This is a genomic window from Pseudomonas sp. NPDC090208 (assembly GCF_044746785.1).
Taxonomy (GTDB): Bacteria; Pseudomonadota; Gammaproteobacteria; order Pseudomonadales; family Pseudomonadaceae; genus Aquipseudomonas.
The window spans coordinates 114,028-137,912 of record NZ_JBIVCU010000001.1 but is presented as its reverse complement, the minus strand read 5'-3'; the positions used below and the strand labels follow the sequence as shown (position 1 = coordinate 137,912).

At 62.3% G+C, this 23,885-nt stretch carries 21 protein-coding genes; 13 read left to right on the top strand and 8 right to left on the bottom strand.

What is annotated here, in order from left to right; all coding sequences use genetic code 11:
• The first annotated feature begins 92 nt into the window (after positions 1–92).
• The 6 genes from ACIPL0_RS00615 to ACIPL0_RS00590 all read left to right on the top strand — a co-directional run bounded on the left by ACIPL0_RS00615 (position 93) and on the right by ACIPL0_RS00590 (position 7,293).
• A complete protein-coding gene (locus ACIPL0_RS00615) occupies positions 93–659 on the top strand; it encodes a YqiA/YcfP family alpha/beta fold hydrolase (RefSeq protein WP_400595195.1) in 567 nt (188 codons plus the stop codon).
• Between the two features lie 76 nt (positions 660–735).
• Positions 736–2,640, top strand: a complete 1,905-nt coding sequence (parE, locus tag ACIPL0_RS00610) for a DNA topoisomerase IV subunit B (protein WP_400594898.1) — start codon at positions 736–738, stop codon at positions 2,638–2,640.
• On the top strand, positions 2,640–3,617 hold the full coding sequence (locus tag ACIPL0_RS00605) for an esterase-like activity of phytase family protein (protein ID WP_400594901.1): 978 nt from the start codon (positions 2,640–2,642) through the stop codon (positions 3,615–3,617). Before parE ends, ACIPL0_RS00605 begins: the two co-directional genes overlap by 1 nt.
• Positions 3,618–3,652: 35 nt before the next feature.
• Positions 3,653–4,135: a TIGR02281 family clan AA aspartic protease gene (locus tag ACIPL0_RS00600; protein WP_400595197.1), complete on the top strand. Its 483-nt coding sequence runs from the start codon at positions 3,653–3,655 to the stop codon at positions 4,133–4,135.
• Between the two features lie 10 nt (positions 4,136–4,145).
• Positions 4,146–6,404: a DNA topoisomerase IV subunit A gene (gene parC / locus ACIPL0_RS00595; RefSeq protein ID WP_400594904.1), complete on the top strand. Its 2,259-nt coding sequence runs from the start codon at positions 4,146–4,148 to the stop codon at positions 6,402–6,404.
• 181 nt (positions 6,405–6,585) lie between these two features.
• On the top strand, positions 6,586–7,293 hold the full coding sequence (locus ACIPL0_RS00590; protein WP_400594907.1) for a membrane integrity-associated transporter subunit PqiC: 708 nt from the start codon (positions 6,586–6,588) through the stop codon (positions 7,291–7,293).
• Between the two features lie 216 nt (positions 7,294–7,509).
• On the opposite strand, the gene ACIPL0_RS00585 is transcribed toward ACIPL0_RS00590, so the two are convergent.
• Positions 7,510–9,039 (bottom strand): histidine kinase, encoded by a 1,530-nt coding sequence (locus ACIPL0_RS00585; RefSeq protein WP_400594910.1) that lies wholly within the window; start codon positions 9,037–9,039, stop codon positions 7,510–7,512.
• Positions 9,008–9,292 carry a hypothetical protein gene (locus ACIPL0_RS00580; RefSeq protein ID WP_400731284.1) on the bottom strand — a complete coding sequence of 95 codons (285 nt, stop codon included), beginning with the start codon at positions 9,290–9,292 and terminating at the stop codon, positions 9,008–9,010. Before ACIPL0_RS00580 ends, ACIPL0_RS00585 begins: the two co-directional genes overlap by 32 nt.
• Here ACIPL0_RS00580 and serB point away from each other — a divergent pair.
• Positions 9,179–10,387 (top strand): phosphoserine phosphatase SerB, encoded by a 1,209-nt coding sequence (serB, locus tag ACIPL0_RS00575; RefSeq protein WP_400731276.1) that lies wholly within the window; start codon positions 9,179–9,181, stop codon positions 10,385–10,387. The two genes, ACIPL0_RS00580 and serB, sit on opposite strands and share 114 nt — an antisense overlap.
• 149 nt (positions 10,388–10,536) lie before the next feature.
• Here serB and ACIPL0_RS00570 read toward each other — a convergent pair whose 3' ends face one another.
• From ACIPL0_RS00570 to ACIPL0_RS00555, 4 genes are all read right to left on the bottom strand, one after another.
• A complete protein-coding gene (locus tag ACIPL0_RS00570; protein ID WP_400594915.1) occupies positions 10,537–12,321 on the bottom strand; it encodes a molecular chaperone in 1,785 nt (594 codons plus the stop codon).
• A gap of 281 nt (positions 12,322–12,602) precedes the next feature.
• On the bottom strand, positions 12,603–13,466 hold the full coding sequence (gene asd / locus ACIPL0_RS00565; protein ID WP_400594918.1) for an archaetidylserine decarboxylase: 864 nt from the start codon (positions 13,464–13,466) through the stop codon (positions 12,603–12,605).
• A 69-nt stretch (positions 13,467–13,535) separates the two neighbouring features.
• On the bottom strand, positions 13,536–14,351 hold the full coding sequence (gene rhdA / locus ACIPL0_RS00560) for a thiosulfate sulfurtransferase (RefSeq protein ID WP_400594921.1): 816 nt from the start codon (positions 14,349–14,351) through the stop codon (positions 13,536–13,538).
• Between the two features lie 47 nt (positions 14,352–14,398).
• Positions 14,399–15,934 carry an HDOD domain-containing protein gene (locus tag ACIPL0_RS00555; RefSeq protein WP_400594924.1) on the bottom strand — a complete coding sequence of 512 codons (1,536 nt, stop codon included), beginning with the start codon at positions 15,932–15,934 and terminating at the stop codon, positions 14,399–14,401.
• 212 nt (positions 15,935–16,146) lie between these two features.
• Between ACIPL0_RS00555 and motA the strand changes: the two genes are divergently transcribed.
• Both motA and motB read left to right on the top strand, forming a co-directional pair.
• Entirely contained in the window at positions 16,147–16,998 is an 852-nt protein-coding gene (gene motA / locus ACIPL0_RS00550) for a flagellar motor stator protein MotA (RefSeq protein ID WP_400594927.1), read from the top strand.
• A 3-nt stretch (positions 16,999–17,001) separates the two neighbouring features.
• Positions 17,002–18,030 (top strand): flagellar motor protein MotB, encoded by a 1,029-nt coding sequence (motB, locus tag ACIPL0_RS00545; RefSeq protein WP_400594930.1) that lies wholly within the window; start codon positions 17,002–17,004, stop codon positions 18,028–18,030.
• A 219-nt stretch (positions 18,031–18,249) separates the two neighbouring features.
• Here the strand turns inward: motB and rsgA are convergent, their stop codons facing one another.
• Entirely contained in the window at positions 18,250–19,281 is a 1,032-nt protein-coding gene (gene rsgA / locus ACIPL0_RS00540) for a small ribosomal subunit biogenesis GTPase RsgA (RefSeq protein WP_400594933.1), read from the bottom strand.
• A gap of 111 nt (positions 19,282–19,392) precedes the next feature.
• On the opposite strand from rsgA, the gene orn reads away from it, so the two are divergent.
• Both orn and ACIPL0_RS00530 read left to right on the top strand, forming a co-directional pair.
• Positions 19,393–19,929, top strand: a complete 537-nt coding sequence (orn, locus tag ACIPL0_RS00535; RefSeq protein WP_400594936.1) for an oligoribonuclease — start codon at positions 19,393–19,395, stop codon at positions 19,927–19,929.
• Between the two features lie 123 nt (positions 19,930–20,052).
• Positions 20,053–20,664 (top strand): trimeric intracellular cation channel family protein, encoded by a 612-nt coding sequence (locus ACIPL0_RS00530; RefSeq protein WP_400594939.1) that lies wholly within the window; start codon positions 20,053–20,055, stop codon positions 20,662–20,664.
• A 94-nt stretch (positions 20,665–20,758) separates the two neighbouring features.
• Here ACIPL0_RS00530 and queG read toward each other — a convergent pair whose 3' ends face one another.
• Positions 20,759–21,868: a tRNA epoxyqueuosine(34) reductase QueG gene (queG, locus tag ACIPL0_RS00525; protein WP_400594941.1), complete on the bottom strand. Its 1,110-nt coding sequence runs from the start codon at positions 21,866–21,868 to the stop codon at positions 20,759–20,761.
• 62 nt (positions 21,869–21,930) lie between these two features.
• On the opposite strand from queG, the gene ACIPL0_RS00520 reads away from it, so the two are divergent.
• Together ACIPL0_RS00520 and tsaE are read left to right on the top strand one after the other, a co-directional pair.
• Positions 21,931–23,427, top strand: coding sequence for an NAD(P)H-hydrate dehydratase (locus ACIPL0_RS00520; RefSeq protein WP_400594944.1), 1,497 nt, complete (start codon positions 21,931–21,933; stop codon positions 23,425–23,427).
• A complete protein-coding gene (tsaE, locus tag ACIPL0_RS00515) occupies positions 23,415–23,885 on the top strand; it encodes a tRNA (adenosine(37)-N6)-threonylcarbamoyltransferase complex ATPase subunit type 1 TsaE (RefSeq protein WP_400594947.1) in 471 nt (156 codons plus the stop codon). The genes ACIPL0_RS00520 and tsaE overlap by 13 nt, the downstream gene beginning before the upstream one ends.

The window sequence follows — 23,885 nt, the reverse complement described above, 5'->3', positions numbered from 1 at the left end:
AGAAGATGTATCGATTGGCGGCTTACGGAGGCGGCAGCGTGAACCAGGATCACTCGACTCTTCTTTATATACATGGCCTGAACAGCTCGGCGATGTCGAAAAAAGCCACCCAGTTGGCCGCGCTGATGCAGGCGCTGGGTTTGAGCGAACAACTGCGCGTGCCGGAATTGCACCACCATCCGCGCCAGGCCATCGCGCAGCTGGAGACGGCCATCGACGAGTTGGGCGGGCGGCCATTACTGGTCGGCAGCTCGCTCGGCGGCTACTATGCGACTCATCTGGCTGAGCGCCATGGCCTCAAGGCTGTGCTGATCAACCCGGCGGTGAACCCGCATCAGCTGTTCGACGGCTTTCTCGGCACCCAGGAAAACCTCTACACCGGCGAACGCTGGGAGCTGACGCACGACCATGTCGATGCGTTGGCCGAGCTTGAAGTGCCGGCCCCGCAGGACCCGCAGCGTATTCAGGTGTGGCTGCAGACCGGCGACGAGACGCTGGATTATCGCCGCGCGCAAGCCTTCTACCGCGCCTGTGCATTGCGCATCGAGGCCGGCGGCGATCATGGTTTCCAGGGTTTTGCCGAAAAACTGCCAGCGCTGCTGAGTTTTGCCGGTTTCGCGCCGGAACTGCTCCAGGCCATCGACCTTTCGGTGCTGTGAGCCAAGCGCGTAATGCAACAAACCTGTAGAACAGTGTCACTGCACAATTTCATGAACGACTTGACGACGAGACCCCATGGCCAATCCCAGCGCTAGCTCTTATAACGCAGACGCCATCGAAGTCCTCTCGGGCCTCGACCCGGTCCGCAAACGGCCGGGCATGTACACCGACACCACGCGGCCGAACCACCTGGCGCAGGAAGTCATCGACAACAGCGTCGACGAAGCCCTGGCCGGCCACGCCAAATCGGTGCAGGTGATCCTGCACGCCGACAACTCGCTGGAAGTGGCCGACGACGGTCGCGGCATGCCGGTGGACATTCACCCGGAAGAGGGTGTGTCGGGTGTCGAGCTGATCCTCACCAAGCTCCACGCCGGCGGCAAGTTTTCCAACAAGAACTACCAGTTCTCCGGTGGCCTGCACGGTGTGGGTATCTCCGTGGTCAACGCGCTGTCGACCCAGGTACGGGTGCGGGTCAAGCGCGAAGGCAACGAATACGAGATGACCTTCGCCGACGGCTTCAAGGCCAGCGAACTGGCGGTGGTCGGCACGGTCGGCAAGCGCAACACCGGGACCAGCGTGTACTTCTCGCCGGATCCGAAATATTTCGACAGCCCGAAATTCTCGGTCAGCCGCCTCAAGCATGTGCTCAAGGCCAAAGCGGTGTTGTGCCCGGGCCTGACCGTCAGCTTTGAAGACAAAGGCACTGGCGAGAAGGTCGAGTGGCATTACGAAGACGGTCTGCGCTCGTACCTGCAGGATTCGGTCAACGACTTCCTGCGTCTGCCGGAGGAGCCGTTCTGCGGTGCCTTTGCCGGTAACAAGGAAGCCGTGGACTGGGCGCTGCTGTGGCTGCCCGAAGGTGGCGAGAGCGTTCAGGAAAGTTACGTCAACCTGATCCCGACCGCCCAGGGCGGCACCCACGTCAACGGCCTGCGTCAGGGCCTGCTCGACGCCATGCGTGAGTTCTGCGAGTTCCGCAACCTGCTGCCGCGCGGCGTGAAGCTGGCGCCGGAAGACGTCTGGGAGCGCATCGCTTTCGTACTGTCGATGAAGATGCAGGAACCACAGTTCTCCGGCCAGACCAAGGAGCGTCTGTCGTCCCGCGAGGCGGCGGCGTTTGTCTCCGGCGTGGTCAAGGACGCGTTCAGCCTGTGGCTCAACGCGCATCCGGAAATGGGCATGCAACTGGCCGAGCTGGCGATCAGCAACGCCGGCCGTCGTCTCAAGGCGAGCAAAAAGGTCGAGCGCAAGCGCATCACCCAGGGCCCTGCGTTGCCGGGCAAGCTGGCCGACTGCGCAGGGCAGGACCCGATGCGCGCCGAGCTGTTTCTGGTCGAAGGTGATTCCGCCGGTGGTTCGGCCAAGCAGGCGCGGGACAAGGAGTTCCAGGCCATCCTGCCGTTGCGCGGCAAGATCCTCAACACTTGGGAAGTCGACGGCGGCGAAGTGCTCGCCAGCCAGGAAGTGCACAACATCGCCGTGGCCATCGGTGTCGATCCGGGCGCTGCAGACATGAGCCAACTGCGCTACGGCAAGATCTGCATCCTTGCCGACGCCGACTCGGACGGTCTGCACATCGCCACGTTGCTTTGCGCGCTGTTCGTCCAGCATTTCCGTCCGCTGGTAGAGGCAGGTCACGTTTACGTCGCCATGCCGCCGCTGTATCGCATCGACCTGGGCAAGGACATCTACTACGCCCTGGATGAGGCAGAGCGCGACGGCATTCTCGACCGGCTGGTGGCCGAGAAGAAACGCGGCAAGCCGCAGGTCACGCGATTCAAGGGTCTGGGCGAGATGAACCCGCCGCAGCTGCGTGAAACCACCATGGACCCGAACACCCGTCGCCTGGTCCAGCTGACCCTGGAAGATTTCGAAGCGACGTCCGAGGTCATGGACATGCTGCTGGCCAAGAAGCGCGCGGGCGACCGCAAGACCTGGCTGGAATCCAAGGGCAACCTGGCCGAGGTGCTGGTTTGATGCGAGGCTGGCTCGCAGCGCTGCTGCTGATTGCCACCCCCGCTTTCGCAGCACCGCTGCCAGAGCTGAAGCTGCTGTCCGAGCATGCGGTCGACGACATGGTCGGCGGCAACCTGTCGGGTCTGGCGTCGTGCAATGGCGTGCTGTGGACGGTGTCCGACCGCGACGACACGCTGCTGTACAGCCTCGACACTTCGGCGACGACGTGGAAGGCCCGCGCCCAGGTGCTGGAGATTCCGCCGATTCCCGACAGCGGCCTGTCTTCGACCCTGCGCGGCATGGCCAAGGCTTCGGCGCTGGTGCGCGGCGGTGATCTGGATTTCGAGGGGGTGACCTGCGACGCCGCCGGCAATCGTTATCTGGTCAGCGAAGCCTATGCGACGGTGCTGAAAGTCCCGGTCAATGGTGCGCCAAGCTGGCTGGAACTGCCACAGAAGGTGGTTCAGGAAGCTCAGTCCGCTGGCATGTTGCAGCACTTCAACGCGATTTTCGAAGGCATTGCCATCAGCCCGGCCGGCGATCAGCTATGGCTGGCGGCCGAGCGTGAAAAGCGCGGTCTGCTCAGCGTACGCCTGGGGCAGGATGGCTGGGACTGCGATGGCAGCTGCATTCTGCGGGTCGAGTCCGGCAACGACATTCTGCCGCCACAACTGGGCGGCAAATCCGTGGCCAAGGACTTTTCCGATATCTCGCTGTACAAGGGCAAGCTGTTCAGCCTGGAGCGCGCGGCCTATCGCATTTGCCGCCGCAGCCTGGAAACCGGCGAGCTGGAAACCTGTTGGTCGTTCGCCAAAGAGGCGTTGCAGCCCAATCGGCTGTACGACCAGAAATACGGCCTGACCGAAGCGCTGATCGTCGACGACAGCGGCGCCTGGGTCGGCATCGACAACAATTTCGGTGCCCGTGCCGACGGTGAAAAACGCCCGATTGTCTGGCGCTTTGCCGCACCGGCCGGCGGCTGGGTCGGCAAGCCTTGACCCAGAATCCACCCGGGAAACGCGCTGGGCGCGTGATGCTGATCCTGGCCTGGGCTGCGGCGCTGTTTCTGGCGACGCGGTTCTTCGGTGAATGGGAGCAGCGTCAGGAAAATCCCAATACCGTCGTCGAGTCGCAACACGGCGACGGTTATGTCGAAGTGCAGCTGGCGAGCAATCGTCAGGGCCATTTCGTCATGAGCGGGCAGATCAACGCCCGCCCCGTGCAATTCATGCTCGACACGGGCGCGACCCATGTCGCGATTCCCGAGGCGGTGGCCGATACCCTGCAATTGCCGCGCGGCGCACGTGTCGAGGTCAGCACCGCCAATGGCCGTACGGAAGCGTTCCGCACCACGCTGCAGCGCGTGCAGATCGGCGACATCGTGCTCAACGATGTCAGCGCGGTGGTGGTGTCGGGCTTTGACGGCAACGAGGTGCTGCTGGGCATGAGCGCCATGAAACAACTCGAATTTACCCAGCGTGGTGGCATCTTGCTGCTGCGCCAGACGACAAAATGATGAGGCCCGCATGAGCGACTCCCTTGACCTCAGCCTGGATGGCGTAGAACGCCGCTCACTGGCTGACTTCACCGAACAGGCCTACCTCAACTACTCCATGTACGTGATCATGGACCGTGCCCTGCCACATATCGGCGACGGTCTGAAGCCTGTGCAACGGCGGATTGTCTACGCCATGAGCGAGTTGGGCCTGGATGCCGACGCCAAGCACAAGAAATCGGCGCGTACCGTCGGTGACGTGCTCGGCAAATTCCACCCCCACGGTGACTCGGCCTGTTACGAAGCCATGGTGCTGATGGCACAGTCCTTCAGCTACCGCTACACGCTGGTCGACGGCCAGGGTAACTGGGGTGCGCCGGATGATCCGAAGTCATTCGCCGCGATGCGTTACACCGAAGCGCGCCTGTCGCGTTACTCCGAAGTGCTGCTCAGCGAACTGGGTCAAGGCACCGCGGACTGGGTGCCGAACTTCGACGGCACTCTCGACGAACCGGCCGTGCTGCCGGCGCGTCTGCCGAACATCCTGCTCAACGGCACCACCGGTATCGCCGTGGGCATGGCCACCGACGTGCCGCCACACAACCTGCGTGAAGTCGCCGCTGCCTGTGTGCGTCTGCTCGACGAGCCGAAGGCCACTACCGAGCAGCTGTGCGAACACGTGCTCGGCCCGGATTACCCGACCGAGGCGGAAATCATCACGCCACGCGCCGACTTGCTGAAAATCTACGAAAGCGGCCGTGGTTCGGTACGCATGCGTGCGGTCTATCGCGTCGAGGATGGCGATATCGTCGTCACCGCGCTGCCGCATCAAGTCTCCGGTGCCAAGGTGCTGGAGCAGATCGCGGCGCAGATGCAGGCCAAGAAGCTGCCGATGGTCGCCGACCTGCGTGACGAATCTGACCACGAGCATCCTTGCCGAATCGTGATCATCCCGCGCTCCAACCGCGTCGATGCCGACGAACTGATGCAGCATCTGTTCGCCACCACCGAGCTGGAATCCAGCTACCGGGTCAACATCAACATCATCGGTCTGGACGGCAAGCCGCAGCTGAAAAACCTCAAGGCGCTGCTGACCGAGTGGTTGCAGTTCCGTATCACCACGGTGCGCCGCCGCCTGCAGTTCCGCCTGGACAAGGTCGAGAAGCGCCTGCACCTGTTGGAAGGTTTGCTCACCGCGTACCTCAACCTGGATGAAGTGATTCATATCATCCGCACGTCGGATCAACCGAAAGCCGACCTGATCGCCCGTTTCGAACTGTCCGAGATTCAGGCCGACTACATCCTCGACACCCGTCTGCGCCAATTGGCGCGGCTGGAAGAGATGAAGCTGCGCGGCGAGCAGGACGAGTTGCTCAAGGAACAGGCCAAACTGCTGGCGCTGCTGGGCAGCGAAAGCAAACTGCGCAAGCTGGTCCGCAGCGAGCTGATCAAGGACGCCGAAACCTACGGCGACGAGCGCCGTTCACCGATCGTCGAGCGCGCCGAAGCCAAGGCCTTGTCGGAAAACGAGCTGATGCCGACCGAGCCGGTCACCGTCGTACTGTCGGAAAAAGGCTGGGTGCGTTGCGCCAAGGGTCATGACATCGATGCCACCGGGCTTTCCTACAAGGCCGGCGACGGCTTCAAGGCTGCCGCGGCAGGCCGTTCCAACCAGTTCGCAGTGTTCATCGACTCCACCGGGCGCAGCTACTCGCTGGCAGCCCACACACTGCCGTCCGCGCGCGGACAGGGCGATCCGCTGACCGGTCGTCTGACGCCGCCGCCAGCGGCCACCTTCGAATGCGTGCTGCTGCCCGATGATGACGCGTTGTATGTCGTCGCGTCCGATGCCGGTTACGGTTTCGTGGTCAAGGGCGAAGACCTGCAGGCCAAGAACAAGGCCGGCAAGGGGCTGTTGAGCCTGCCGAACGGCTCCAAGGTCCTGCAGCCACGTCCTGTGGCTGACCGCGAGCAGAACTGGCTGGCGGCGGTGACCACCGAAGGTCGCCTGCTGGTGTTCAAGATCAGCGACCTGCCGCAGTTGGGTAAGGGCAAAGGCAACAAGATCATTGGTATTCCGGGTGAGCGCGTCGCCAGTCGTGAGGAATATGTGACCGATTTGGCAGTGATTCCGGACGGCGCCACCTTGGTGCTTCAGGCCGGCAAGCGTACGCTGTCACTCAAGCCCGACGATCTGGAACACTACAAGGGTGAGCGTGGCAGACGTGGCAATAAGCTACCGCGCGGATTCCAGCGTGTGGACGCATTGTTGGTGGAAAGCGCTACTTAAAGCGGCGATTTCGGCTGTCGATCTTCGTTTCGTCACGAAGATCGACGCAGAATCGCTGGAGTCATTGCGCATATTCACGGATGATATGACGTCCTTTGGCACAGGCGTGGCTGTGTGCCTTCATGTTTTTCGAGTATTTGACATTTGTGGGCGCGCCGTATGCGTCCACCTGGACGGAATGATGAATTTTCTACGCGTTCCTTTTGTATTGTTATTGACCGGCGTTCTGGGTTTGGCCGGGTGCAGCGTTCATCAACCAACATCGCTCTATCAACTCGACAGTGGCGATCCTGGACAACCTAAACAAAGTGCGGGCGTGGCGGTATTGCTGGGTCCGGTCTCCGTTGCCGACTACCTGCAACGGGAAACATTGCTTCAGCGTCAGCCCGACGGCAGCCTGACGGCGTCGACGGATGGTCGCTGGGCCGGCAGCCTGTCGGCGGATATCGATCAGTTGCTGTTGCGTCAGCTGGCCTGGAAACTCGACAGCCAGCGTGTGGTGATGGCGCCAGCGGCGGCCAATTTCACGCCGGACGTGCAGGTCGTGCTGTCGATCACCCGTCTGGATTCCGGCGAAAACCAACCGGCGGTACTGGATGCTCAGTGGCGTCTGCTTGATCGTCGCGGCACTGTGCGCGACAGCAAGCTGGTCCACCTGGAAGAGCCGCATGCCGGCACGTCGGCCGCGCAGGTCAAGGCTCAGGGCGTGTTGTTGCAGCGTCTGGCCGAGCAGCTCAGCGTGGCGGTCAAACCGGTTGCGTCGCAACCGCTGGTCGCCGATGAGCCGAAGAAAGCCGCGCAGCCGGCCAAGACGCGTACCGATCAGGACAAGCCAAAGATCCCGATGGCCTCGCCGATCCGCACCGATCTGGAAGTGTTCCGCTTCTGAGGTTCAGCCAGACAACAAAAAGCCCGCAGCGATGCGGGCTTTTTTGTGGGCGGCTGAAGGCTGACCTGTGACCTGTGACCTGTGACCTGTGGGAGCGAGCTTGCTTGCGAAAGCTATGCCCGCCCTCCACAGATGTTGCGACTGTTACTGCCTCTTCGCGGGCAAGCCCGCTCCCACAGGTCGTACTTGCCGCCTATCCGGCGGCAGCCGATTCGATCAGGCCTTGCGCGCCTCATGCATGCGCGCCAGTTGGCGCTCCAGCATCGACGGGTAGGGCTCCATCAGGCGTTCCACGCAGCTGGCGCCTTCAGGGCTGGCAATCGGGCGGATACGCGCACGCTGACGGATGGTGTGGTCTTCGCTGATCTTGCGCTCCACCAGCAGCAGGTTGCGGCTGTGTTGCGACAGGGCCAGGGCATCCTGTGCGGTTTCGGTCAGCAGCAGGTCGATCTGGTCCATGCCGTGCAGGCCTTCGCCCAGGGTCAGGCCCAGTTGCAGCTGCAGGGTGATGCCGCTGTCGGCCACTTCGATCTGCAAGGCATGGCTTAGTGCACGCAGCAGCTCGCCGCAGCAGATGGCGTTGGTCAGGTAGTCGTCGCCGCTGTCCTGGGTGCTGAACACCATCAGCGAGCTGCCGTCGTTCAGGGTGTGCAGTTCGCTGTCGTACAGCGAAGCGGCCTGATCGATGCAATCGCGATAGCGCTCCAGCAGTTCAGTCAGGCGTGCGCGAGGCAGGCGTCGCAGTTGCTCCTGCGAACCCAGCTGCACGGCCAGCACGGCGCTGTATTGCGGTTGCGAAGGTACGACCGGCAGGATCGGGCGAGGCGCCGGTTTCTGCGCGACCGGTGTTTCGTCACGCAAATCGGCGAACGGATCTTCTTCGTCGTCCTGATCTTCCTCGGCGACGATGCGTCGGGCCGGGATTGCCGTGGCGCGTGGCTTCGGCTCGTCGTCGAAGTCAGGGTCGCGCAGGTCGCTGGCGTCGAATTCAGGTGAAATCTCATCTTCATCGTCCGCTGCCACAGGCTCAGGCAATGGCGCAGGTTCCGGCTCTGGCGGTGCGTAGGAGGCCTTGAGCTGGCGGGCCAGGTCGCCGATCTCGTCCTGACGGTCGGTGGCCGGGGTGTACGGGTCGATGTAACGCAGCCACATGCGCAATTGCAGCATCGGCGTGGAAATGTGCCGCCCCAGACGCAGGCTCAAGGCCAGCGCCAGCGCCAGCAGAATACCGGCCAGAATGCCCATGCTTTGCAGGCTGATGGTCAGCGGCTGCTGGAACTGGCTCATGTCCAGGCTGATGCGCAGCGTACCGGCAACCACGTCCTGGAAGGTGATCTTGATCTCGTAAAGCCCTTCGGCTTCACCCAGCAGGCCGTTTTTCGGGCGCTGGCCGGCTTCGGCCAGAATGCGGTTGTCCATGCTGTAGATGGCCGCATGGGCCACCAGCGGGTTCTTCACCAGATTGCCAAGCAGCACGTTGAGGCTGAGGATGTCGTTGGACACCAACAGCTCCGTGGCGGACGTCGCGGTTTGCGTGGTCAGGGCCTGGCCAAGCGCGTCAGCCTGTTCGTGCATGGCCTGCTTGAATTGCAGACCCATCACGCAGGCGTAGATCACCAGCGCCAGCGCGACGAGAATCACGTTGTGGCTGGCGATGCGCAAAGCAATCGGAACGCGTCGATGACGCAATGCCCGGAAGATCAGCAAGAAGAAATTATCGGTTTTTACTGGCGTGGGCCGGTTCACTGAGCACGGCTCTCTTGGAGAAGTTGCCGCGCAGTATAGCGAGCGACCCGGAGGCGGCAAAGCGCTCGCTGTGCCCGGCGGTCACTGAAAGTGCGTAGAATGCGGTTTTTTTCCACAGCGGGGGTGCGCCTTGCGCGAAATTGTCCTGATAAACATTACCGGCGAAGACAGTCCGGGTCTGACAGCGGCCATCACCGGCGTTCTGGCTCAAGGCGGCGCCGATGTTCTGGATATTGGTCAGGCCGTGATCCATGACACGCTGTCGTTCGGCATTCTTGTGCAGATTCCGGACACCGAAAGCGGCTCGACGGTGCTGGACCGGGTGCAATTGAAGGCCGACGAGCTTGGCCTGCAGGTGCTGTTCACCCATGTCAGCGATGACGACTACCAGCATTGGGTAGAGGACCAGGGCAAGGACCGGCACATCGTGACGCTGTTGACCCGCAAGGTCACCGCCGAGCAACTGCAAACGGTCAGCGCCATCACCGCCCGATACGGCCTGAACATTGACCGTATCGATCGTCTGTCCGGGCGCATGGCACTGGACATGCCGACCGACAAGGGCAAGGGTTGCATCGAGTTTTCCGTGCGCGGCGAACCGGCCGATCCGCAGCAACTGCGTGCCGAATTCCTGCATGTGGCCCAGGAACTGAACGTCGATATCGCCTTCCAGCAGGATTCGGTGTTCCGTCGCAATCGCCGTCTGGCGGTGTTCGACATGGACTCGACGCTGATCGAGGCCGAAGTGATCGACGAGCTGGCGAAGGCCCATGGCGTGGGTGATCGCGTATCGGAGATCACCGAGCGGGCCATGCGCGGCGAGCTGGATTTCCGTGCCAGCTTCAAGGAGCGTCTGGCGTTGCTGAAGGGCCTGGACATCAAGGTGCTGGACGAAATCGGTGCGTCGCTGCGGCTGACCGAAGGGGCCGAAACCCTGTTCGCCGAGCTCAAGCGTCTGGGCTACAAGACGGCGATCCTGTCCGGCGGTTTCACCTATTTCGCCCGTCAGTTGCAGGCGAAACTGGGCATCGACTACATCTTCGCCAACGAGCTGGAAGTGGTGGACGGCAAGTGCACCGGCAATGCCATCGAGCCTATTGTCGATGCGCAGCGCAAGGCTGATCTGTTGCGTGAACTGGCGGCGAAGGAAGGCTTGAGCCTGGAGCAGACCATTGCAGTCGGCGACGGTGCCAACGACCTGCCGATGCTGGCGATTGCCGGTCTGGGTGTGGCGTTCCGTGCCAAACCGCTGGTCAAGCAGTCGGCGAAGCAGGCGATCTCGACCCTGGGTCTGGATGGCGTGCTGTACCTGCTGGGCTTCCGTGATCGTGAAGGGCAGGGGCGGTAAGTAGCGCTTGTGGCGTGATGCATGACCTGTAGGAGTGAGCTTGCTCGCGATTGCCATTGTTGAGTGCCAACTGTGCTGACTGTTGCAACGCAATCGTGAGCAAGCTCACTCCTACAAGGTGTGCGATCTCGACAATATGTTCGTCGTTCTTACAGCAACGTCCACAACGAATCGAATTCCTGCTCCGGCCCCGCCTTGGCGTCGTTCTTTTTCGGGTCTTCCTGCATCTGATATTCGAACTGGTTGTAGCTGCCGGTCGTGGCCTTGCGGTTGCTCAGGCTGGCCTGACGCTCATCGCCGCAGGTGTTGATCATCACCTTGCAGCCGTCTTCGAACGGCAGGCGCGGCGCGATCACGGTGGCTGGCACGTCGATGGCGCGCACTTCCGGCAACAACAGGGCACGCAGGTACTGGCTGCTCTGTTCGGCGCGCAGCAACTGCATGCCGCACGCCTGGGCGAAAGGCGCGATCAGCTCGACGCCCATCTGCGTGCCGCCGCCACGGACCTGACGGACCCAGCGCACCACACCGATACTCCAGCCGTGGCCGTGATCCTGAATGCCGATCATCTCGCCAGCCTGCAATTGATCTGGCACATCCTTCGGCCACGCCAGACAGTATCCGCCCGGGCTGTGGTTGACGATCTGCAGACTGTAAGTGGGAAAACCCTTCTGACCGTCCAGCGGTGAGCTGTTGTCAGCCTCGCCGCTCTGATATTCGATTTCCTCGAACGGCAGCAGATGACTCGCCGTGCCGCTGCGTTGCACGTCCATCGCCTGACCCCATGGATCATGCTTGGTGGATTCCAGCGGCTCCAGCGTGTATTCGGTGATCTTGCTGACTTCGGCCGTTGGGACCAGCAGCAGGTCGCTGAAGCATTTCTGCCCGCCGACGAAATAGTGCAGTGCGCTCATGCCGATGCAGACGGTCAGCGTGCCTTGGCCCGGTGTGCGCTGGAATGCACGCTCGGCAACGTCACCCCAGGCTGCGGCCAGATGCTGCAACACGTCCAGCGACAGACCGGGCGGTACATGCAGATAGGACTGCGAACGCTGCTCGGCTGGCATGTCGACATAGCGCAGCAGGGCTGCCGAAAGTGCGCGAGGGTCGAAGCCCAGCAGGTTGCCGCGCTGCTCTTCGGCGTACAGCGAGGTGTAACGCGGCGCCGTGTCGGTGGTCGGCGACACGGCATAGAGGCTGGTGCTGTCGGCTGGCGCCTGCAGCGTGACCATCGAACTCCAGGCGTCCAGTGCGTCGGCCAGTTTGCCGATGTTGTGCTGGCGCATCTGGTTGCAGCGCGAGCAGCCCATCAATAGCGCGACGATATAGGTCTGTTCGACGGTCAGTGTGCGAGTGTGATGTGCCTGGTTGTCGGCCACCGGGATCGTGTGCAGCTGATTTTGCCGGGCGATCTGATAGATCAGGTGCAACTCCAGCCACAGGCCGTCCTGTACCGGGCAATACAGCTGGTTGGCGCGAATCAGCGGGCCGTTGAGGCAATGCAGCGCGCGTTGCAATGCGGTGGTCAGCAGTTGCATGCGGTCCTTGCTGGGCCGAGGCGCAACGCGAGCAATGATCTGTTTGTAGCCGATGGCCAGATGGTTTTGCAGGGCCTGGCACAGGTTGGCGACCTTGCGCGGGCGTTCTTCCAGCACCACCGACTGGTTGAGGAAATGCCGCTCCAGGTGCTTGCACACGAAAAATACTTCCGGGCGCAGCAGTTCGAGCAATTGCAGGCGGTTTTCGCTGGGGGTCAGCAACTGATTCAGCTCGCCCAGGCCCTGATAGAGCTGGCGGGCCATTTCGCCGAGGTTGGCTTTGGGAAGGGTAGCGATCCAGCGCTTGAGATCTTTGGGTGTCGCATCACAGAACGACAGGCTCGACTGAGTCGGCACGGGGGCGCGCAACAACAGTGGGAGACTTAATTGGTTCATGTGACAGGCAAACTCCAACAACTACTGGCTCGGGTGGCTGGGTGAACTGCAGGGCAGTGGCACGTCGGCCGAGCGAAAAACGAGCAAGTGTACGTCAAGTTAAAGCGAAGTTTCCTACAGCACCGACAGACGACTGTAACAGCATCGGTCAGATATCGCAGCTTTAATATCAAAGTGACATTGTCTCAGAACTGTTACATCAGATTGATGACAGCCTCTGACAGGGCTGCATGAACGCAGCCCCGTCAGAGAAATCGCAGACAATTTTTGGAAGGCAAGAATCAGGCCTGGACAGGTGCTGCCAAGGCTTGGCCCATCTGTACAGGAGAGCCGGCGACCAATTGTTCCGCCCATTTCACTTGGTTCGGGCCGAACAGGACGATGGCGGTGGAGCCCAGCTTGAAGCGACCCATTTCGGCGCCTTTTTCCAGATGGATCGGCGCGCGGGAGGCTTCATCGTACTTGAAGCTTTTCAGTTCACGCTTTGGCGGGGTGACCAGACCGGCCCACACGGTTTCCACCGAAGCCACGATCATCGCGCCGACCAGTACCACGGCCATTGGGCCGCGTTCGGTGTCGAACAGGCAGACGACGCGCTCGTTGCGGGCGAACAGTTCCGGTACGTTTTCAGCGGTGGTCTGGTTGACCGAGAACAGGCGACCCGGCACATACACCATCTCGCGCAGGGTGCCGGCCAGCGGCATGTGGACGCGGTGATAGTCCTTCGGCGACAGGTAGATGGTGGCGAATTCACCGCCCATGAACGGTGCTGACAGGCGCGCATCGCCGCCCAGCAGCTCCAGCGCGCTGTAGCTGTGACCCTTGGCCTGGAAGATCCGGCCGTGTTCGATCGGGCCCAACTGGCTCACGGCGCCATCGGCCGGGCAGAGAATTGCACCCGGTGTTTCGTCCAGCGGGCGCGCGCCCGGTTTCAGGGCACGGGTGAAGAAGTCGTTGAAGTGCGGATAAGCGGTAACGTCTTCAACCAGCGCCTGGGACATGTCGACCTGATAACGGCGCACGAACCACTGGGTGAAGGCATTCTTGAACCAGCGCACCCGGCACTCGGCGACGCAGCCGGCCAGGCGCGACAGCAGGTGATGGGGCAGCAGGTATTGGAAGAGGATAAACAGACGCTGTTTCATCAGAGATCCTAAAGCGTTTCGGAAAGGCGGCGTTCCATACGGTCTGGTGCGACAGTCTGGTGCGCCAGATTATTTTTCGACCGGCGTGTCCGGATGATTGCCCCATTCGCCCCAGGAGCCTGCATAGCCCTTGACGCGCGGGTAGCCCAACGCCTTGGCCACCAGATAGGTGAAGCCGGAGCGGTGGTGTGTCTGGCAGTGGGTGATCACTTCCTTGTCCGGCGTGATGCCCAGGCTTTCGAGGATTTGTGGCATGTCCTTACGGATGCGCAGCTGGCGTGCCTGATCCATGCCGGCAGTCCATTCAAAATTTACCGCGCCGGGAATGTGGCCGCCTTTGGCCGCCAGCACTTTCTCACCGGAGTATTCGGTCGGACCACGAGCATCCCAGATCGCCAGATCGGCAGCACCGAGGCGGCTTTGCAGGTATTCGCGAGTGGCGGTCGGTGCGTCGTGCAGGGTCAGCGGCAACGGGCTGCCGGCAGCGGCAGGCACTTCAGTGGACAGCGGCAGGCCTGCCGCTTGCCAGGACAGCAGGCCGCCGTCCAGGTAGTGGTACTTCGAGTGGCCGATGACGTCCAGCAGCCAGATGAAACGGCCGGCCCAGCCACCGCCTTCGTCGTCGTAGGCCACGTAGACCGCATCGGGGTTGTGGCCCAGCTCACCGAACAGCGCTTCCAGTTGTGTCTGGGTCGGCATCAGGCCGGGTGCCGGGGGCTGGCCCAGTTGCGTGCGCTTGGGGTCGACGAAACGCGCGCCCGGAATGTGGCCGGCCTCGTAACGGGCGGCACTGGTCAGATCGACCAGAATCAGCTCTGAAGCGCCGAGGCGTGCCTGCAGGTCTGCGGGCTCGATCACCAGCGGCAAGCTTGAGAAGGCAGACATGTAACGTCTCCAGATGATGAAAAAAGAGGCGAATTGTAGCTCAGCCGTCAGCCATTGCGTTGGCTAAAGGTGGTCAGTGCCTTCTCGATGCATTGCCCGGTCTTGCCGAAGGCTTGCACGGTGACTTCCGAGAACGGCCCGCCGCCCTGATCGGCCACCACTAGCATCAGCACTCGGCCCTGGCTGGCCAGCGAGCGGATCAGCAGGTTTTCCCCGCTGAACAGATTGCGCAATTGAGGCGGTAGCAGAGCGGAGAACTGCGCATTGTTGGCCGGCGTCAGGCGCAATTGCGTGGCCTGAGTCAGCAGTCGTTGCAGGACGGTGCTGTCTTTGTAAGGGAGTGTGAGGGCTGCGGCAGAGTTATCCACACCGGCAAACTGGTGCACCCGCAGGCTGTCGGTCTTGCGGTCGATCATCAACAGTGCGACCCGGCGCAGGCCGGCAGCGAGCAGGGCGTCGCGGGCGCAGATGGTCAGGTGCATGGCGTTGGTGAACAGGGTGGGTTCCTTGAGCAGATCGCCGCAGAGCTTGCGCCAGTTCTGCAAGGCTTCGGCCGATGGCGGCGGCGCCGGCAGCGCGCCTTTTTGCACGCGGCGGAAATCCCAGGGCCAGAGCAGCGCCTCGGCCGGGTGCCAGACGCCGGGCACCGCATGCTGGCGCGCGCTGGCAGCGGCGTTCTGGTGCACCTGTTGTTGCAGCTCCATCAACGGCTGTTGCAGATAGAGGCTGGTCAGCAACTGCCAGCGCAGGTTGTGCGGCGAATCCCAGGACTGCTGGGCCGACAGTGCGAGACCGTTGGCCAGCAGAATGGTGTTGGCCGGCTGGTTGAACCAGCGGCGCAGCGGCAGGTTGGCATCCAGTTTCTGTTGCTGCTTGAGCGGGTCGTCGCTTTCGTGGGCGATGTGCAGCACTCGGACCAGGCTTCGCTGTTCGCGGATCAGCAGGCTGTAACCCTGGGTGACCCAGATCGGCAGACGCCAGTGCTCGGCGAGCTTCTGACACAGGCTCAGCAGGCGCACGCCGAACAGCGACTTTTCCACACGCTTCGCGCATTCGCCTTTGTGGATAACTCTCAGCTCCCACTCTTCCAGCAGTTTCGGGTGCGCCAGGGCCAGCGGCCACAGCGGCGAGAGAAACAGCAGGCTGCCCAGTTGAATGTCCTGCCACAGGCGGGCCAACTGGTTGGCGAACAGGCCATACGCCTGCTGCGTGGCATGCTGGCTGATCAATTGCAGCTGACGCAGCGCCACCGGGATCTTTTGCATTTCCACGCATGGCAGGCGAGCGAGCAGGGTGGCGGTGCGTGCCAGACCGAGGCGATTGAGCGCCACTTCCAGGCTTTCAGCAGGTTCGGCCAGGCCGCCGCTGTTGAGATTGGCTTCGCGCAGCACGCTGAGCACCAGCGCCGGGCTGTTCTGCATCAGGTCGGCGATGTCACGCAGCGAGCGGCGACTGTCGTTCAGCGCGGCAAGCACCTTGCCATGGGCCACGGCGGGGACCGGCAATGGCAGGCCGTCCAGCTGCTTGATCCAGCTGTCGAGGGTTTGCGGAACCGGGAGCGTCGAAGCGTTTTCTGATTGCATTCACAAGACCCATACGGCTGGGAGGTTTTGAACGGCGATGAATAGTGGCATCATGCTGGCCTTCGCGCTGCAGTGCCCGAGCCAGGCGCCAGTCAGGATTTTCATGTGTTTTGACTATAGTCTGGCGCACTCATGCCGATAAGTAGAACAAGAGTTTTCAGCGCTCTCGCACAATGACCATGAACCGGACTTCAAGTAAGTAATCTCTCTCTATGGCAAAAATTATCGGCATCATCGTCGTTTTCGCGAGCGTCCTCGGCGGCTACGTACTCTCACACGGTCAGATCGCTGCGCTGATCCAGCCTTTCGAGGTGATGATCATCGGCGGTGCCGCGTTCGGTGCATTCCTGCAAGCGAACCCGGGCTACATGACCATGCACGTCATCAAGAAGTCCGTGAAGATGTTCGGCTCGCGCTTCACTCACGGTTTCTACCTGGAAGTGCTCGGCCTGATCTACGAGATCCTCAACAAGAGCCGCCGTGAAGGCATGATGGCCATCGAGGGTGACATCGAAGAGCCGGCCAACAGCCCGATTTTCGCCAAGTACCCCGGCGTGCTGAAGGATGAGCGGATGATCGCGTTCATCTGTGACTACCTGCGCATCATGTCGTCCGGCAACATGGCTCCCCACGAACTGGAAGGCCTGTTCGACATGGAACTGTTGAGCATGAAGGAAGAGCTGGAGCACCCGTCCCACGCGGTGACCGGCGTTGCCGACGGCATGCCCGGTTTCGGTATCGTCGCGGCGGTACTGGGTATCGTGGTGACCATGGCGTCGCTGGGTTCCGGCGACAAGGCGGCGATCGGCATGCACGTAGGTGCGGCGCTGGTCGGTACCTTCTTCGGTATTCTCGCGGCCTACGGCTTCTTCGGCCCGCTGGCACAGTGCCTGGCTCACGACGCCAAGGAAGAGATGAACGTCTTTGAAGCGATCAAGGCTTCTCTGGTGGCTTCGGCTTCCGGCGTACCGCCTTCACTGGCTGTCGAATTCGGTCGCAAGGTTCTGTATCCGGCCCACCGCCCCAGCTTCAGCGAGCTGGAACAAGCTGTTCGCGGTCGTTGATCCATGGAAAATAATCAGCCGATCATAGTCAAGCGCGTCAAGCGCTTCGGCGGAGGCCACCACGGCGGCGCCTGGAAAATCGCCTTCGCCGACTTCGCCACGGCGATGATGGCGTTCTTCCTGGTGCTGTGGCTGATGTCCTCGGCCACGCCTGAGCAATTGATTGCCATCGCCGGTTACTTCAAGGACCCGGTGGGCTTCTCCGACAGCGGCTCGCCTTACGTCATCGACCTTGGCGGTTCGCCGGAAATGTCGCCGGACCAGACCCTCAATCCCGAGGTGAAGTCCACGCCTGCACCGGACAAGGTGCCGGTGGATGCCGATCAGCAGGATGCGGCGGCCGAGCAGGTCGAGCAGGAGCGTCTGGAGATGCTGCTGCAAGAGTTGCAGACCAAGGTCAACGAGAACCCGCAGCTGGCCAAGTTCAAGGACCAGATCCTGTTCGAGATCACCCAGGACGGTTTGCGCATCCAGATCATGGATGCCGAGAACCGCCCGATGTTCGACATCGGCAGTGCGCGTCTGAAGCCGTACTTCGAGGACATCCTGCTGGCGATGGCTGACACCATCAAGGCTGTGCCGAACAAGGTCAGCATCAGTGGTCACACCGACGCGACGCCTTATGTGGGCAACAACGGTTTCGGCAACTGGGAGCTGTCGGCCAACCGCGCCAACGCCGCTCGCCGTGCGCTGATCGCCGGTGGCTATCCGGACCCGCAGGTTGCACGGGTGGTCGGCTATGCCTCGTCGTCGCTGTACGACAAGGAAAACCCGAACAACCCGATCAACCGCCGCATCGACATCGTGGTGCTGACCAAGAAGGCGCAGAGCCGCATCGAAGGCGACCAGAACGCCGGCGAAGCACCGAAGACCACCCCGGCTCCGGCACCGGCTGCACCGGCCGGCCAACCGGGGGCATCGAACGGCGCACCGGCGGTCGATCCACAGGCCTACGCCCAACCTCACGAGATCCGGCAGAAGCTGAACCTCTTCGATCAAGGGCAACTGAAGATCGACGAAACCAAGAACTGAGGCTCGTCCCCAATAAAAACGCCGCGATCATCGCGGCGTTTTTCGTTGTGGCTGCTGGTCAACCTGTAGGAGCGTGGCTTGTCCCGCGACCGGCTGCTAAGCAGTCGTAAACCCAGACGACTATGCAGCCCAGACACACCACGTTTACTGGATTTACGACGACTCCGTCGCCGGTCGCGGGACAAGCCGCGCTCCTACAGTCAGTGGCGTCGCCTGAGTTCAGTAGCTGTTCTCCGGCAAGCTGGCGATGATCGAGCGGTAGCTGTTCATCCGTTGCTGTTGCACGCGGCCTTCTTCCAGGGCCTTGAGCAGCGCGCAGCCCGGTTCGCGGTCGTGTTTGCAGTCGCGGAAGCGGCAGCGGCCCAGCAGGTCGTTGAATTCGATGAACCCGGCTTCGACATCGGCGCGGCTGACATGGACCAGACCGAATTCGCGAATGCCCGGCGAGTCGATCAGGTCGCCGCCACGGGGGAAGTGGAACAGTCGCGCGGTCGTGGTGGTGTGCGTGCCTTGACCGGAAAACTCCGACAGCGGCCCGACCCGGGTTCCGACTTCCGGCAGCAGGCTGTTGACCAGCGACGACTTGCCCACGCCGGACTGGCCGACGAACACACTGGTGTGGTGATCCAGCAAGTCCTGCAGTTGCTGCATGCCGTCGCCATGGTGCGCCGACACTTCCAGCAGCGGATAACCCAATTGCCGATACACCGCCAGCAGGGCGTTGAGCGCCGGGGCGTTCTGTTCGTCGATCAGGTCGGCCTTGTTCAGCAGTAGCAGCGGGCGAATGCCGGCGTGCTCGGCGGCCACCAGATAACGGTCGATCAGATTGGCGTGAGGCTCCGGCATCGGTGCAAAGACGATGACGATCAGGTCGACGTTGGACGCCACCGGCTTGAGTTGGCCTCGCGAGTCCGGGCGGCACAGTTCGGTATCGCGCGGCAGTTGCGCGACGATCACGCCGGTGCCCTGATTGCCGGCCCGCCAGACCACCTGGTCACCGGTGACCAGCGCCGGCAGGTTGGCCCGCAGATAGCAACGGAACACCTGGCCTTTCAGTTCGCCATCCTGCGCCTCGACCTCGACCTGCACGCCGAAGTGCGCGATCACCAGGCCGGTCTGTTCCGGGCCCAGATCACCGCCTTCCAGGGTTTCCAGAGCTTGGGATTCACGCTTGGCGGCACGCGCGGCGCGCTCGCCCTGAATCTTTTCGATGCGCCAGTTCTGGCGGCGGTTGAGTTGGCGTTTGGCCATGGAAATTCAGTGTTCCGTTTTGATGACGCGTAAAACTGCAGAAGATAAAACGCCGCGAGTCTACCACGCCTGTCTGGGCTAAACTGCGCGCCTACGCTGAGGAGCCGACATATGCAGAACAAGCAGAACCTGATCTGGATCGACCTGGAAATGACCGGTCTGGACCCGGACAACGACGTCATCATCGAAATGGCCACCATCATCACCGACAGCGAACTCAACACCCTGGCCGAAGGGCCGGTGATCGCCGTGCACCAGAGCGACGAGATTCTCAACGGCATGGATGAGTGGAACACTCGCCAGCACGGCGGCTCGGGCCTGACCCAGCGCGTGCGCGAGAGCAGGATTTCTGCGGCCGAAGCCGAAGCCATGACCCTGGACTTCATCAAGCAGTGGGTGCCAGAGCGCAGCTCGCCGATCTGCGGCAACAGCATTTGCCAGGACCGCCGCTTCCTGTACAAGCGCATGCCGACGCTGGAAGCCTACTTCCATTACCGCAACCTTGACGTGTCGACCCTCAAGGAACTGGCTGCGCGCTGGTCGCCGGAGCTGAAATTCAAGAAGGGCAGCACGCACCTGGCTCTGGACGACATTCGCGAATCCATCGCCGAGCTGCGTTTCTATCGCGAGCACTTCATCAAGGTGTGACTCGCGATGCAGGGGCGCGATAGCGTGTTGTCAGATTGCCCATGCGGTACAGGCCCGAAGCAATCGCGGGCAAGCGCGCTCCTACCGTTTTAGATTGCGCGCTTTCTTGCAGGGACTGCCACCATGTTGCTGATGCTCTATCTGATCGCCATCACCGCCGAGGCCATGACCGGCGCCTTGTCCGCCGGACGTCGCGGCATGGACTGGTTTGGTGTGGTGCTGATCGCCTGCATCACTGCGCTGGGTGGCGGCTCCGTGCGTGACGTGCTGCTCGGGCACTACCCGCTGACCTGGGTCAAACACCCGGAATACCTGATTCTCACCAGCGTTGCGGCGCTGGTGACGATTTTCATCGCCCCACTGATGCGGCATCTGCGCTCGCTGTTTCTGGTGCTCGATGCGCTGGGGCTGGTGGCGTTCACCGTCATTGGCTGCACGACTGCGCTGGACATGGGCCTGAGCTTTCCGGTGGCGGCGGTCAGTGGGGTGATCACGGGCGTATTTGGCGGCATCCTGCGGGATATCTTCTGCAACGACATCCCGCTGATCTTCCGCCGCGAGCTGTACGCCAGTGTGTCCTTTGCTGCGGCCTGGTGCTTTCTGCTGTGTCAGTACGCAGGGTTGCCGCTGGAGCAGGGCACGCTGATTACCCTGTTCGGCGGGCTATTGCTGCGGCTGCTGGCAATCCGCTTTCACTGGGAAATGCCCAAGTTTGTCTACAAGGATGGGCACTGATCTTGATCTGAGTAGGAGTGAGCTTGCTCGCGATGACGGCGTGTCGGACGGCAATGTTCTGTCTGATCAAGTGCAATCGCGAGCAAGCTCACTCCTACGAAGGAGAGCGTTGTTCATGCTGACGCAACGCCCATTCCACATGCTCACGCACCATCTCCGACGGGTCATCCCGCCGCGCTTTCAGGGCTTCGATCACCGGGATGGTCGACGGTGCGTTCCCTAGTCCCACCGCCAGATTCCTCAACCAGCGTTCGTAACCGGCGCGTCGCAGGGGTGAGCCTTCGGTATTGCTGAGGAAGGTGGGCTCGTCCCACAGAAACAGCGTGGTCAGCTCGGCATTGTCCAGGCCGTGGCGCGGTTTGAAATCGGTCTGGTCGGTGGGGCGGGCGAAGCGATTCCACGGGCAGACGATCTGGCAATCGTCGCAACCGAACACCCGGTTGCCGATCATCGCGCGCAGCTCTTCCGGAATCGACGTCTTCAGCTCGATGGTCAGGTAGGAAATGCAACGGCGGGCGTCCAGCACGTAGGGGCCGGCGAAGGCGTTAGTCGGGCAGATGTCGAGGCAGGCCTGACAGCGCCCGCAGTGCTCGGTCTTGTGCGGTTCATCCACCGGCAGCGGCAGATCGACGAACAGCTCGCTGAGGAAGAAGTAGCTGCCGGCCTTGCGATTGAGCACCAGGGTGTTTTTGCCGATCCAGCCCAGCCCGGCCTGCTCGGCGATGGCCTTCTCCAGCACTGGCGCACTGTCGACGAAGGCACGGAAACCGAACGGGCCGATGGCCTGCTGGATGCGTTCGGCCAGTTGCTGCACGCGCTTGCGGATCAGCTTGTGGTAGTCGCGGCCCAGGGCGTAGCGCGAGACGTAGGCTTTTTCCGGCTGGGCCAGACGCTGCGCCATTTCGGTATCCCCGGGCAGATAGTCCATGCGCAGCGAAACCACGCGCAGCGTGCCCGGCACCAATTCGTCGGGATGCGAACGTTTGCTGCCATGGGCTGCCATATAGTCCATCTCGCCGTGGTAACCGGCCGCCAGCCAGCGCTCAAGATGCTGTTCGTGTTCGCCCAGGTCCAGTCCCGAGATACCGACTTGCTGAAAGCCGAGCTCACGCCCCCAGTCCTTGATGCTCTGGGCAAGGTCAGTCAGTTCGGCCGCCGTCAACGGCGCTGAGTTTGTGGTTGGATCTACAGTAATCGCGGACATGCAAAGGGGACACCGGGGCGCAGGTGCGTATAATTCTGCCAGACATCGGAGCCCAAAGACGCATGTTGCACAGCAAACCCCCATTACCCGACGCACTGTACAGCGCCGCGCAGGTGCGCGACCTCGACGCACGCCTGATCGCCGCCGGCATGCCGGGCTTTGAACTGATGCAGCGCGCGGCCCATGCCGCCTGGCGGGCGATCCGTCGGCGCTGGCCGGATGCCCGGCAGCTGACGGTGCTGGCCGGACATGGCAACAATGCCGGTGATGGCTATCTGATTGCAGCCTTGGCACAGCGTGCCGGCTGGCAGGTCGTGGTACTGGCAGTCGGCAGCTGTGCCGTGCTCAAGGGCGATGCCGAGGCGGCTTATCAAGAAGCGCTGGCTGCTCACGTCGACGTACAGCCCTGGCATTCGCAGACGCTGAGCGGAATCGTCGTCGATGCGTTGTTGGGCACCGGGCTGACCGGCGAGGTTCGCCCCCCTTACGGCAATGCCATTGAAACCATCAACGCCAGCGGCCTGCCGGTGGTGTCGGTGGACATTCCTTCGGGGCTCTGTGCCGATACCGGCGCGATCCTTGGCGTGGCGGTCCGCGCCGACCTGACGGTGACCTTCATTGGCCTGAAAGTCGGCCTGTTTACCGGCGAAGCGGTCGATCTGATCGGCGAGCTGGAATTCGACGACCTTCAGGCGGATACCGCTATCGTGGCCGCCACACCGGTCAGCGTGAAGCGTCTGGACCATGGCAGCCTGCCAAAACTGTCGTCCAGACCGCTTTCTGCCCATAAAGGGCAATTCGGTCGGGTACTGGTGATCGGCGGTGATCGCGGTTTTGGCGGTGCTGCGTTGCTGTCCAGCGAGAGCGCCCTGCGCAGCGGTGCCGGGATGATCACCCTGGCGACCCGCGCCGAGCACGTTTCTGCGGCGCTGGCGCGCATCCCGGAAGTGATGACCGCCGCGGTCGGCTCGGCCAATCAATTGATGGCGCTGATCGAACCGGCCAGCGTGCTGGTGGTCGGGCCGGGCCTCGGTCAGCAGGCGTGGGGCCGCAGCCTGCTGTCGGCGGCCGCCAATGCCGAACGCCCGCAAGTCTGGGATGCCGACGCGCTGAATCTGCTGGCCGCCGGGCAGGTCAGCTTGCCGAAGGGTTGTGTGATCACCCCGCACCCCGGCGAAGCGGCGCGATTGCTTGGCGTCGGTACCCGGGAAATCCAGGCGGATCGCCCGGCGGCTGCGCGGGCGCTGGCGAAGAAATTCAACGCCGTGTGTGTGCTCAAAGGCAGCGGCAGCCTGATTGCAAACCCCGCCGGCGAGCTGGCGCTGGCCGACCATGGTCACCCGGCGATGGCGACCGCCGGTCTGGGCGATGTGCTGGCCGGGCTGATTGGCGCCCTGCTGGCGCAGCACATGTCACCTTTCGACGCGGCGTGCCTGGGGGTGTGGCTGCACGCCCGTGCCGGCGAGCAATGCGGCCGCACCGGCCGCGGGCTGGCTGCCGCTGATCTGATTCCTGTCATTCGTCTGCTTCTGGAGGAGCAACAACCGTGTCTGAGCTAACCCTGCACCTGGTCGGTGAAGAAGCCATGACGAACCTGGGCACTCAACTTGCCCAAGTGACTGAAAGTAATGGGATTATTTTTCTGGAAGGGGATCTCGGCGCCGGCAAGACGACGATTTCCCGAGGCATCATTCGTGGTCTGGGCCATACGGGGGCGGTGAAAAGTCCGACCTTTACGCTCGTGGAACCTTATGAAATTGGCAAGAATCGCGCGTATCACTTTGATCTTTACCGACTTGTTGATCCAGAAGAGCTAGAATTCCTCGGCATACGCGACTACTTCGAGGGAGACGCGCTTTGCCTGATCGAGTGGCCCAATCTCGGTGCAGGCTTTTTGCCAAAGCCTGACCTGATCATTACCATTAGGCCGCACGCGGAAGGTCGAGTGCTGACGCTGAGCCCGGAGAGCTCGCGCGGTGAGCGATGGTGTGCCGCTTTGGCTTTGGAATTCAAATAG